Origin of the sequence: Terriglobus roseus (assembly GCF_900102185.1) — a bacterium.
Classification (GTDB): Bacteria; Acidobacteriota; Terriglobia; order Terriglobales; family Acidobacteriaceae; genus Terriglobus; species Terriglobus roseus_A.
The window spans coordinates 839,363-852,445 of record NZ_LT629690.1 but is presented as its reverse complement, the minus strand read 5'-3'; the positions used below and the strand labels follow the sequence as shown (position 1 = coordinate 852,445).

Here is a 13,083-nt window from a genome sequence, read left to right as displayed (position 1 = left end):
GGGTCCAGATATTTGCGCAAAAATCCCATGTGCAAGATCACCGAATGCTTGCTCATGCCCTTTCGCCAAAACCAAGAGGTCAGCGAAATTACCGTTCCGCTGACCTCTTTGGCGCCTTTGAAAGCACGAAAGCCGAATGTTACGAGACCCCGGACCCTCGATGTGTGTGTACAAGTTGGTCGGATAAGCCAGTGGGCCGAGTACGTGATACACCTCCGACCAGTATTCCCGAAATGGCTTACCAAGCGCCATTCGCGGGTGTTTTGCCGCGCACCGCAATGTAGGCGTCGTTGTAAAGCTGGATGAAATCCGGTCCCCACCACAGGAGGATCGGAAAACTATTCGCTAACAGCATCCGCACCATCATTTGGATGGCGAGCGATCACTGTTGTGGAGGGCTGAGGGCGAGGAACTCCAATCGAACGAGCACATCAGGGCGCCCATTTCGCCACCGCCTGAAATAATTCATCAACCATGCTTCTGGGCGTCGATGACAAGCAAGCTCGGGGGGTGGTGGTCTTTCAGACGTGCAGGCCTAATCTACGACGTGGCGATCTTATCGTCGTCTCAGATTGTCGGCAAGACTCTGTGAATCGAATAATTCTGATGTAGTTGTTCAGGACAATCTCGTTTGATCAAGTAAAGAATCGACCAGCCGAATTCGAAGCTGGCGTGTCATTGCGCACCCTCCATTACGGCACTCAGAACAAAAGCCGCATCTGATCTCCCACCTGAGGTTCGGACTGGGATGTGGATTGTCAGGCTGGCGCTTCGCCGCCCGTACACGTTTGTAGTCGTCTCGTTGCTGATACTGCTGCTCGGTATTGGCACTGCTATTGTCACGCCGAAAGATATCTACCCCAACATCAACATTCCTGTTGTCACGATCGTCTGGAGCTACAGTGGCCTGCCTCCACAGGAGATGGAAGGCCGTATCGTCACCATCTGCGAGCGTGCACTGACCACCACGGTCAACGACATTGAGCACACAAGCAGCGAGAGTTATCAGGGCGTTTCCGTCATCCGGGTGTACTTCCAACCTAACGTCAAGGTGGAACTCGCCCTTTCGCAGATCACCGCCGTAGTGCAAACCATTCTGCGCGTGTTGCCACCTGGGACATTCCCACCAAACATCCTCAAATACGACGCCAGTACTGTCCCCATTGTGCAGTTGGGCCTGTCAGGGCAGGGCCTCACGGAAGAGGATCTTTATGATCTTGGGTTGTCGTTTATCAGGCCACGACTCGCCAACGTAAAGGGCGCTTCGATTCCCCTACCCTACGGCGGCAAGGTGCGACAGGTGCAAGTGGATGTTGATCCAAACCTGCTCTATTCGCATCATCTTTCGGCAACGGACATCTCCACGGCCTTCAATCAGCAAAACCTGATTCTTCCCGCTGGTGTGGCCCGCATTGGTGATCGCGAGTTCATCGTCAAACTCAACTCTTCACCTGCCGTTGTGTCGGCTCTGAATGATCTGCCGATACGTGCGAACAACGGTGCCGTGGTTCAAGTAAAGGACGTCGCGCAGGTCCGACTTGGCTATGCTCCGCAGGTGAACGTCGTCCGGCAAGAAGGCAAACGCGCTGCACTCCTTACAGTGCTGAAGAATGGCGAGACATCCACACTGGATATTGTGAAGGGCGTGAAGGAGATGCTGCCGCAGGTGAAGGCGGGGCTGCCGTCCGGCCTTCAGATTACGCCGCTGTTCGATCAATCCGTTTTTGTTAGTGATTCAATCAACGAGGTCATCCGCGAAGGCGTGATCGCAGCAGCACTCACCGCGCTCATGATCCTGCTGTTTTTAGGATCGTGGCGTTCCACACTCATTGTTTGCGTCTCTATTCCGTTGTCTATCGCAACATCGCTCATCGTCCTTGCCGCGCTGGGCGAAACCATCAACGTGATGACTCTGGGTGGTATGGCACTGGCCGTCGGCATTCTGGTCGATGACGCGACGGTCGAAATTGAAAACACTCATCGCAACATGAGCGAGAACAAGCCGCTTGTGCGCGCCATTCTCGATAGTGCGCAGCAGGTAGCCACACCCGCCTTTGTCTCCACTCTTTCCATCTGCATGGTGTTTACACCTGTTGTACTTCTGAGCGGGCCAGCGAAATACCTATTCACGCCGCTGGCCATGGCCGTTGTGTTTGCCATGATGGCATCGTATTTTCTGTCTCGAACACTCGTGCCAACCATGATGCACTTCCTGTTGGCCGCTGAGATTGCGCTTTATCAGGATCCGGAGGCGGCGGAAAAAGAGACAGAAGAAAACTTCATCTGGCGCTGGCACACACGTTTTGACGGGTGGTTTGAACGGCGGCGTGAGGGTTACAAGAAGCTTCTGGAGCGTACGCTGGAAAGCCGAGGCCTGACGATTGGTGTGTTCGCGCTCTTCGTATTGCTATCGTTGCCACTCGTTTTTCTGATGGGAGAGGATTTCTTCCCTTACATTGATTCGGGGCAGATTCGGCTACACGTCTATCCACCACAGGGCATGCGCCCCGAGGATGCAGAGCAATACTTTGCCGCTGTGGAGCAAGAAATCCGAAAGGTCATACCTGCGGAAGCGACAAAGCTGATCCTCGATAACATCGGTTTGCCCAACGGCGGTTTCAACCTGGCCTTTGGCGACAACACAACCATCTCTGATTCTGACGGTGACATTTTCGTCTCCCTGGAACCCGGCAAGCGCAACACAGAGATGTATCAGCGACGCCTCGGCGAAGATCTTCACAATAAGTTCCCTGACGCGACCTTCTTCTTCACCGCAGCGAACATCACCAACCAGATTCTCGACTTCGGTCTCCCCGCACCGATTGATCTACAAATCTCCGGTCGCAGTCCGCAGAACTACCAAACCGCACAGGAAATGTTGAAAGAGGTACGCGCCATTCCAGGCGTATCAGACGCTCATATCCATCAACAGCTTTCACAGCCCACAGTACAGGTGAACGTCGATCGACTGAAAGCACGCCAGATTGGATTGACCCAGCAGGATATTGCCCAGAGCATGCTTATCTCGCTGACAGGAACAGGACAGACAGCACCGAATGAGTGGCTCAATCCACAGAATGGTGTGAACTATCAGGTCGTCGTTCAAACGCCGCAGTATCGTATCGACACTCTTCAGGCGCTATCGCGGACCCCAGTTACGTCTCCGGCTGGGAATACGAGCCAACTGTTGGGGAACGTCGCCAACTTTGAGCGCGACGTTACACCGGCCATCATCGATCACTACAACATTCAGCCTGTATATGACATTTACGCCAACGTGGATCAGCGTGATCTGGGCGGCGTTGCCGGTGAAATTCGAAAGATCATCGAGAAGCATAAGCCCAATCTTCCCGTGGGATCACAACTTGCATTGCGCGGCGAAGTGCAAACGATGAGTGACTCCTTCACTCGTTTAGGTATTGGCATCATCTTCGCCATCATTCTCGTTTACTTTCTGATGGCAGTGAATTTCCAATCCTGGCTTGATCCACTGATCATTCTCATGTCGTTGCCGGTAGCATTTTCCGGCATTCTGTGGACGCTGTATCTCACGCACACCACGTTCAACGTGCCCTCTCTGATGGGCGCCATCATGACGATTGGTGTAGCGACCGCAAACAGCATCCTGATGGTTGTGTTCGCCAACGATGAGCGGGCTACCGGTAAAAATAGCGTGGAAGCTGCCATCAGTGCCGGCTACACACGCCTACGTCCCGTATGCATGACTGCGCTTGCCATGATCATCGGTATGTTCCCGATGGCGCTTGCATTAGGCGAAGGCGGCGAGCAGAACGCTCCCCTGGGACGAGCTGTGATCGGCGGTCTTCTGCTTGCCACGCTTGGCACGCTGTTTGTTGTTCCCATCATGTACTCGTGGCTGCGAACAGAACCACCGCGCGACATGGATAAAGAAATTGACGAGGCATACCACGAGGGCGATAAGCCTCAAGTCAACGGTGCCCAGCAGCCGAAAACCGCATAGACCAGGAACAGACCATGAGCGATGACCTGCAGCAACGCGAATATCCCGAAGACGAACGCCTTCACCAGATACAGGACGATCCTGATCGGCGGATGACGCGCGCGGAATGGGAACGCGAAGAATCTCTTGCAAGGCAGGCTGCGCACAAACGACACGACAGTGTCGCGCATGACCGTGAAGTACAGCAGGAATATGACCGCAAGAAACACGCACAGAGACGCAACTGGGGCAGGATTTTTCTATGGGCCGGTATCGGTCTTGGTGTGCTCCTTCTGATCTTCTTGATCGGATATCTGCCACACCGTGCCGAAGCAAAGAAAGCAGCTGCAGCAGCGCGAGAGCGCGATCAGGAGGAACCACAAGTCTCTGTGACAGAGGTGAAACGGAGCAATAAGCCCGGTCAGCTTACAGTGCCGGGTACGACTGCCCCACTTGTTGAAGCCTATATCTATGCGCGTGCAAATGGTTATCTGAAGAAACGCTATGTAGATATTGGCGATCACGTAAAGAAAGGCCAACTCCTCGCAGTAATCGATGCTCCTGATCTTGATCAACAAGTGGAGCAGGCGAGGCAACAGCTACATCAGGCAGAGGCCGACGAGGCGCAGCAACAAGCGCAATTAGATCTGCGACGTGTGACATGGGAACGCTGGCGAACGCTTGTTGCGAAAGGGGTCTTCTCTCGCCAGGATGGCGATCAACGCGAAACCGACTACCGCGCTCAGGTGGCGATTGTCGCGTCAGCGCAACGGAATGTCGAAAGCTTCCGTGCCAATCTGAACCGTGCAATTGCCCTGCAAAGTTATGAGCGAGTGACAGCGCCATTTGATGGTGTGATCACACAACGCAACACGGATATCGGCGCCCTGGTTGGAGCAGGAGGCAGTTCCACTCCACCGCCTTCCAACTCATCCTCTTCTCCCACTAGTGGTTCTGCTGGTGTCGCAAGTGCAAATACCAGCGGCTCCAGCGGCAATGGAAGCCTTGCGGCAACACCATCTACAGGACAGTCAAGCGGAGGCGCGCTCTTCGCGGTGGCTGAGATTGATAAGCTACGCATTTTGGTTTCAGTGCCAGAAGGGTATGCGAGCAGCATCGTTTCCAGCATGCCCGCACAGGTCTTCGTTCAGGAACGCCCGGGCAAACCGCTCGATGGCATCGTTACTCGTCTTACACACGCCATCGATCAAAACACGCGCACCATGCTGACAGAAGTCGATCTTGATAACCACAATGGCAGCCTAGCCCCGGGCATGTATACGGTCGTTACATTTGTGCAGGTGCGCGGAACTGCACCGCTCACCATCCCGGGTGACGCTGTTGTCGTACGACAGGATCGCACCATGGTTGCCATTGTTCGAGACATGAAGGTGCAATTGGTGCCTGTAGAAATTGGTCGTGATTACGGGCCTTCCGTCGAGATTCTCAGCGGATTACACGAAGGCGATCATGTCATCACCACAGTGACAGATGGAATCCGTCCCGGTGCAAAGATTCGTCCGCTGCAGCAGGCACAGGCTGGAGAGGATAACAACGGGAGCGCAGGCGCGCAGACAAATAAGGTGCCCAATGCCGGACCAAGCCAGTACGGCGATCAGTCCATCGTGAATCAGAAGAGTGAGAGCACAAACAATCAGGGCAAGAAGAGCGGCGGCTCGTCAAGCCCATCGAACAGCGATGGAAAGTCCAAGGGAGACAGCAAATGAAGCGCGCCCGTATACGCATGCTATTGCTGTTCGCCGGATGCGGAGCGGCCGCCGTCGCTCACGCGCAACAACAGCCGCCGCCTTACACCGCCCCGCCATCACTGCATCCCGATGCAACATCAGCTCCGGGACAGCAGACGCCTCCTGCTTCGCAGCAGCCTCGATCCACGCCCGAGGCTCCGCTGCCGCAGCCAGATGCAAGCACTATGGATCTGCGTGCGATTAAGCCTTTAAGCACGCAACCTCCTGTGCCAGCGCGCATGTCAAATGCGATGCAGAAGGCAGCGAACAGCAACGTGCATCCCGCTGCAGAAACGCCATCGGCAATGAGCACCGGTGTATTCAATATCATCGCAGCCTATCGAGCATCACACGTCGCAGCACTGGCAGCCGGTACCCCCTCGCGGCTTGCAGGTCTGGTGCGAGACGGAAAGTTGTATCTCTCATTGCACGATGCACTGGCACTCGCAATTGAAAACAACCTCGATGTCGAGGTCGGTCGCTACAGCCTTGCGCTTGCGGATACGGATCTGCTTCGGGCCAAAGGGGGTGGCACTCTTCGCGGTGTGGACTATTCCATTCAGCAGACTGCTGCGGGAGTAGGGGCAACTGCTACTCCCCTTCTCATCACCACGACAACGCAAAATGGATCTCCCACAAACGCGTCCGTGACAGATCTTTCGCAGGTCACGCAGATTGGCAACACGCAGCAGCAAACGCTATCACAAAACAATACAGACACCTTCTCCGTAGGCCCAAACATTCCCGTGTTTGATCCCACCGTCATTGCTCAAGTGGGCTATCTCCATCGCTCGAACCAAACATCATTGATCGGCACGACCGACACTACAGACAGCACCACATCCTCTGATCCCGGTCCGCTGTCATTTCTCAGTGCAGGCGTCGATTATCAGCAAGGCTTCTCACCCGGTACACAGATCGACGCTTTCGCCAGCAACGCGCCGTCCGTGCTGTATGGCGATACTTCTCAGTACGACCCATTCCACACTCCTAGCACCTCCGTCACAGTGACACAACCATTACTGCGCGGTCGGGGACGCTCTGTTAACCTACGTTTTCTTCGGATCGCACGGATCGACCAGCGAGTGTCTCGCTTGGTGTTTGAACAGCAACTTCTTGAAACTGTGTATGGCGTCTCACGCCTTTATTACGACCTGGTTTCACTCGGAGAAAATATCGCTGTTAAGGAGCAATCACTGGCGGCCGCGCAACGCCTTCTGCAAGACGATCGTAATCAGGTAGACGAGGGAACATTACCGCCGATAGAGCTGACACGGGCACAGGCTTTGGTTTCTTCCAGCCGATTGGACCTGATCCAATCTCGCGGGTTGTATCGTCAGCAAGAGGTCATACTCCGGGAACAACTAGTCCGCAACCTGGCCGATCCCGCCGCACAGATGCTGTCCATCGTTCCTACCGATCACATCACGGTACCGGATGATGTGCCTGTACCGGATGTGCCAACGCTGACCGCAGATGCACTCGCGAATCGTCCGGACCTTGCCCAGGCGGGACTTCAGATTCAGGCCAACGAACTAGCAGCGAACGGTTCTCGTAACGGCGTGAAACCGATGTTGAATGCGTATGCAAACGTGCAGACGCGCGGCTCTTCTTTGGTGCCATATCAAACAATCGGTTCCGCTGGAAACGGTATGCTCCAGGCTCCTGCGGCACTCACCACAGGTGGACTGAGACTCTCGACGATCTATCAAGCCGGTATTCAACTCAATCTGCCATTGCGAAATCGCATCGCGCAATCAGACGCCGCGCGTGATGCCATTCAACTTCGCCGTGCCGAGGCTCGCAATGAGAAGCTGGCCAATGATGTTCGCCAGCAGGTGGAGAACGCTGCGATTGCTCTCGAGAATGCGCATGAGGCCTATACAGCTGCGGTGGAGAGCAGCAACTATCAGCAGCAGTTGTTACAAGCAGAGATTGATAAGTTCTCTGTGGGTGCTAGTACAAACTACATGATCATCCAAGACCAGGCGTATTTGGCACAGGCACGATCGACAGAGGTTGCTGCTCGCTCCGATTGGATGAAGGCGCAAATGGCGCTTGATCGATCACTCGGCGATCTCCTCGAAAAAAATCGAATCGAGTTTGAAGACGCAGTAGAAGGTCACGTCCCCTAGATCGGATCTACTCTACTTTTATGCCGGGAAAGGCAGGCTTCCGGCGTTCTACGATCTTGATCCGCCTGACGTGACCACCGAGCGGAAAAGCCGATGGGGTTCCCAGAGAAAGATAAAGGTCTAGCGGCGCGTTACCCCAACAAACAAAGGCCATCCCAGACGAGTGCCAAGATGACCTATACGGAAGATTCTTAAACGCTATGCTGCGAAATCGGATGTGTGTTTTCCAAAAGACAAGCTGCACTGTGCCTAATTCACGCGGCTGGCGATGATGGAGGAAGCAAATGCATTTCCTGCCACGCTGTGCACACGCACCAGCAGTTCAAACTGGGGGAATGTCCCATCTGGTCGCTCGATCTTCGAGAGATAGGCAGCAAACTGCGGATCAGTCAGAACGTATTTCCCTGCAGCCTCGGTTCCAGACTGCCACAGACCGCTTAGCAGCAGAATCTTTTTGACCCCGTCGCTCTCAGGACGGTAATAGACCAGTGCGTATACGGACGAATCGGTAGTCCCGCTATTTGTGTCGGACGGCGCGTACGTTAGTTGTTCGCCTTTTAGCGGATGACGATTGCGAAATGCGAAACGTCCGTCGCCGCTTGGCTCTAACGTAAAGTTCATCGAAGAATCGACAAGCGAGACCCAAGGATTTGCAACACGCGACCCGATGAGAATGAGGTTCGACTTGGCCGCATCCACAGGCCGGAGATCTCTAGCGAAAACCACTTCCGTTCTCTGATCCTCCCACTGCGGCAGATGTGTGAATCGAACGGCAAGGTTCAGGTCAGCGACCGACGTGTAACGGCGCGCAGGAAGATCGTTCTCCCATACGTTCGCCGCGGCCACCTCATTCTTCTCCTCAGGTCGGCGATAGCGACCTGCAATGTAATCAGACAACGTGATCTCACGGCGAGCGAAGGTCTGGTACAGGACTAGGCCACTATCCCCCACCACCACATAGCTACGCTCACTCCCTTGGAGCAAACCATTCCAGAAGCGTCGCTCGGCGGTCGTCTGTACCGATGTTTTCTGCGAGCCGAACAGAGCACTTGTGTGGCCGGAACGGACAAGCACAACGGCGATCATCAGAGCAGCGAGTAAACCGGCGAGAAGCCCACCCATCGCCCAGACGAATGGATTTCTACTCTCAGGAGCAGCATTCGGGGGAAGGTGCAACGGTAGTACCGGCTGCGACACAGACTCCTCAGAGGGCTGAGAGAGGATGTTGGCGGGCACGGTGGGTGGAACATGTTCGACAAAACGCGGGACGTAACCGCCACGAGGGATCTCCAGCCGTACAGCTTCATCTGCTCCTTCGGTGCTGAAGTAGAGCTCCAGTTTCTGCCGGAGTCGTGTGGCGTGGGTACGAACGATGGTGTCGGCTCCGGAGTCGAAACTGGGAGACCGACGAAAGACGTCAATGCCAATACGCTGCTCATTCACCTCGCTGTCACGTCCGGAGAGATGCATCCTGCAGACGTACAGCAACAGCTTCGACAACCGATCCGCCCTGGCAAAGGTATTTGAACGCGCGATGCGCCTGACCAGCAGCCACCTGGGATCATCCACTGTAAATTCGGCCTTAGCTGTTTCGATCGTCGGATTTTGAACAGCGTCCATCGTTCCCAGTTGAATTGAACTCGATGAATGGCGCATAAAACCTACCTGTAACCGTTACAAGAGCCCAGTTTTAATAGATGGCAAGTATCTCATTACAAGGCACATGTTCCTGCATCGGGCGATTCACGGTGAAAGGCATACGGCTCGGTCATAGTCTCCCCTATGGTTGCGCTATCGCAACCGTTCACTCGCAGCCGGAAACCCGGCTTGCCGTGAAGAGATAAGAGGATACAGTGTCCGTTCCGCAATCGTCCCCGACGCATTCCCACATACCCCCTTGCATCCGCACCCGGTTGGGACTGGGACGAGGTGCCTGGCTCACCTTCACACTTCTGTTCGCCTCGCTGGCTCCGCTGGCCCTGTCCGCCGTGTCCTTCGCTCAGTCGATCACCGGCGCTGTCTCCGGCACCATTGAGGATTCGGGTGGAGCCTCCATCCCGAATGCACAAGTGACCATCACGAACGTGGACACTCGGCAGAGCCTTACGACTCAAAGCAACGCGTCTGGCAACTACATCTTTCCGTCGCTACCCCCAGGCCGCTACGAGGTGACGTGCGTCTCCCCCAGTTTCACGACGCAGCACCAGACCAACGTTGTGGTGGACGTAAACGGGAACGCCCACGTCAGCTTCGCCCTGAAGGCAGGATCCGTCGACCAATCTGTAACCATCACGGCTGAGACAGCGGAAATCAACGCGACTGACTCACAGCTGGGACAGACCATCGACCAAAAGAAGATTCAGGATCTTCCTGTGAACGGTCGTTCTGCCTACGGCTTAGCGCTCCTGTCACCCGGTGTGACGAACTACTCCGGAACGGCGCCGACCGGAAGCTACAACGGAGTGCTGTTCAGCGTGAACGGCCGACGCAATAACGACAACTCGTTCTATCTGGATGGCGCATACAACACGTCGTTTTTCCGTAACAGTGGCAACCTGATCCCAAATCCAGACGCACTGCAGGAATTCCGCGTACTGACCAGCAACTTCGATGCGGAGTTTGGCCGCCTGCCCGGTGCCGTTGTCAACGTGATCACGCGATCTGGCACCAACGCCTACCACGGCGTGTTCTACGACTACCTGCGTAACGACAAGCTGAATTCACAACAGATGTTCGTGAACGGCGTAACCCCGCTGAAGCAGAACCAGTTTGGAGCTAACTTAGGCGGCCCCATCCTGCATAACAAAGACTTCTTCTTTCTCTCCTACGAGGGCATACGCATCGCATCCCCCGTAGTGGTCACGAGTTCCAGCATCGTGCTGCCCACGCCGGCACAGGCAGGTGGAGACTTCTCGACGCTAGCAGCATCACGCTATCCAAAACAGGCGAACGGGACGGTCTACAGCTGCAATGGGGTTCAGGGTGTTATCTGCCCGAACTTGCTTGACCCCGTAGCCCAGAACATCCTGAAGCTGATTCCCAAGGCTGATGCGGTGACCGGCGCCTCCCCGCAACAGGTCACAAGTGGCAACAGCACCGCCAACCAGGGCTTTGCTCGTTTCGATACGCAACTGACTGGGTCGCACAGGCTTTCCCTGTCCACGTTCTTCCATCGCGGTTTTTCGCTAACTCCTACTGCTGGAGGCAACACCATCCTCTCGTACAGCGGAACGAATCAATCCAATGGCGTGACAAACCTGATCCTGAACGATGCGTGGATCGTGTCTCCCAGCAAGCTGAACAATCTTAATCTTTCGTTCTCGCTGAACCACAGTGTCATCGGGAACATCTTCAACAAGTACTACCTGTCTGAGTTGGGATCTTCGATCAACGAAGGTGCGTTGTTGCAAACGCAACCTTTCGTCTCCATCACGGGATATTTCACCGCAGGCTCTGGCTCCAGCAGCAACGATGACAAGACGCAGCAGGCCATGGCTATCTTCGACAACTTCTTGTGGACGCATGGCAATCATCAACTGAAGATGGGCGGCAGTTTTGTCTGGAAGAAGTATCAGGACACCGGCGTATTCGCGGGATCCACGGTATCGACCTTCACCGGAGCCGTCACCGGCAATGCGTTTGCAGATTTCCTCCTGGGGAACGCAGCCACGTTTCGGCAAAACACTGGCACCTACTTCCGTATGCATGGCACAGAGCCCGCGCTGTATGCGCAGGACAGCTGGCGCATGACACATCGGCTCACGTTGAATGCAGGCGTTCGTTGGGAAATTTACTCGCCCATGACCGCGAATCACACCTTCGGTACCTTCGTCCCGAACGCCCACTCAAGCCGCTTTCCCACTGCTCCCGTTGGGCTGCTGTTCTCCGACGATCCCGGCATTCCTAACGGCATCCTGCGCACGCAGTGGCACAACGTCGCTCCGCGGCTTGGCTTCGCCTATGACGCCTTTCGCTCAGGACAGACAGTGTTGCGCGGCGGTTTTGGACTGTTTTATGAAGGTCTACAAACTGGCTTGAATCAGAACCTGCAACAGCAGCCCTACGCGCTCGATCTCACCGTCAGCAAAACACCGAACCTTGTGAATCCATACGGCAGCACCGCGGATCCATTTCCTTACATCGTAAGCAGTACGAATCCGGTCTTTCAATCGGGCGCAAGCATCGCCAGCATCCCGGCAAATGGCAACAGCAGCACGCCGTATGTTGAGGAGTACAACTTGAATGTTGAGCAGCAGCTTCCGGGTCGCTTCCAGACACAGATTGCCTACGTGGGAAGCAGCTCGCGCAAACAGTATGTTGTCCGCGATGCGAATGCTCCGATCTATTCCCCCGGCGCCTCGACCACAACTGCTGGCATTAACAATCGACGCCCATATCAACCCAATCCTACGCAGTACGTTTTCGCGGGCATCTATGAATTGCCCCCCATTGGCAATGGCAACTACAACGCTCTGCAGGTCACACTGAATCGCCGCTTTCAGAACAATTTCTCCGTCCTGATCAATTACACCTGGCAAAAGGGCATCGACATTGCATCTGCGGACGTAGCAAGCATCTCGGGCTCACAGTTAGTGGATGACAATAACCTGTTGCGCGACCGGGGCATTTCGAACATCAACGTGCCACAAATCTTTGTCGCATCCGCTTCCTATTCGCTACCAGCTATCCATCACTTTGGCTTAATTGGCCGCAACATTCTCGGCGGATGGCAGACGAATGCCTTGATACAACTGCGAAGTGGTGCTCCCATCAATGTCCTGTCCGGCGTTGATTCCAATCTGAACGGAAATAACAACGATCGCCCAAACCAGGTCGGCAATCCCAATCTGCCTAGCGGTCGAAGCCGCGACGAGAAGATCGCGCAGTACTTCAACACTGCCGCGTTCACCGCAGTTCCCGCTGGAACTCCATACGGAACTGTCGCTCGCAACTCGCTGGTCGGTCCTGGTTATTCCAACGTGGATTTCTCTGCCTTCAAGAATATTGCATTGTGGCATGAGCACTCACTGCAAATTCGCGGCGAGTTCTTCAACCTGTTCAACAGCGCGAACCTTGGGAACCCGAACTCTACGCGGACCAACGCGCAGTTTGGAAAGATCACCAGCGCAGGTTCGCCACGCATCATCCAGATCGCCGCTCGTTATTCCTTCTAGAGCAACAATCATGCACGTGGCCGATGCACAACATCAGCGACGCGCATGTTCCCACTAATGGCTTG

The 13,083-nt window shown here is 55.0% G+C and carries 5 protein-coding genes; 4 read left to right on the top strand and 1 reads right to left on the bottom strand.

What is annotated here, in order from left to right; all coding sequences use genetic code 11:
• Positions 1-748 precede the first annotated feature (748 nt).
• Genes BLT38_RS03775 through BLT38_RS03765 form a run of 3 tightly spaced genes read left to right on the top strand, consistent with a single transcriptional unit; the run spans position 749 to position 7,844 of the window.
• Positions 749-3,982, top strand: a complete 3,234-nt coding sequence (locus tag BLT38_RS03775; protein ID WP_083343984.1) for an efflux RND transporter permease subunit — start codon at positions 749-751, stop codon at positions 3,980-3,982.
• A 14-nt stretch (positions 3,983-3,996) separates the two neighbouring features.
• Positions 3,997-5,688 (top strand): efflux RND transporter periplasmic adaptor subunit, encoded by a 1,692-nt coding sequence (locus BLT38_RS03770; protein WP_083343983.1) that lies wholly within the window; start codon positions 3,997-3,999, stop codon positions 5,686-5,688.
• On the top strand, positions 5,685-7,844 hold the full coding sequence (locus BLT38_RS03765) for a TolC family protein (RefSeq protein ID WP_083343982.1): 2,160 nt from the start codon (positions 5,685-5,687) through the stop codon (positions 7,842-7,844). The genes BLT38_RS03770 and BLT38_RS03765 overlap by 4 nt, the downstream gene beginning before the upstream one ends.
• Before the next feature lie 249 nt (positions 7,845-8,093).
• Here BLT38_RS03765 and BLT38_RS03760 read toward each other — a convergent pair whose 3' ends face one another.
• Positions 8,094-9,464, bottom strand: coding sequence for a hypothetical protein (locus BLT38_RS03760; RefSeq protein WP_083343981.1), 1,371 nt, complete (start codon positions 9,462-9,464; stop codon positions 8,094-8,096).
• A gap of 293 nt (positions 9,465-9,757) precedes the next feature.
• On the opposite strand from BLT38_RS03760, the gene BLT38_RS03755 reads away from it, so the two are divergent.
• Positions 9,758-13,018 carry a TonB-dependent receptor gene (locus tag BLT38_RS03755; RefSeq protein ID WP_172838134.1) on the top strand — a complete coding sequence of 1,087 codons (3,261 nt, stop codon included), beginning with the start codon at positions 9,758-9,760 and terminating at the stop codon, positions 13,016-13,018.
• The last annotated feature ends 65 nt before the right edge of the window (positions 13,019-13,083 follow it).

What these genes read in the sequence shown, in the direction of transcription:
- BLT38_RS03770 (WP_083343983.1), top strand. Translation starts at nt 3,997, where the DNA reads ATGAGCGATGACCTGCAGCAACGCGAATATCCCGAAGACGAACGCCTT.
- BLT38_RS03765 (WP_083343982.1), top strand. Translation starts at nt 5,685, where the DNA reads ATGAAGCGCGCCCGTATACGCATGCTATTGCTGTTCGCCGGATGCGGA.
- BLT38_RS03775 (WP_083343984.1), top strand. Translation starts at nt 749, where the DNA reads ATGTGGATTGTCAGGCTGGCGCTTCGCCGCCCGTACACGTTTGTAGTC.
- BLT38_RS03760 (WP_083343981.1), bottom strand. Translation starts at nt 9,464, where the DNA reads ATGGACGCTGTTCAAAATCCGACGATCGAAACAGCTAAGGCCGAATTT.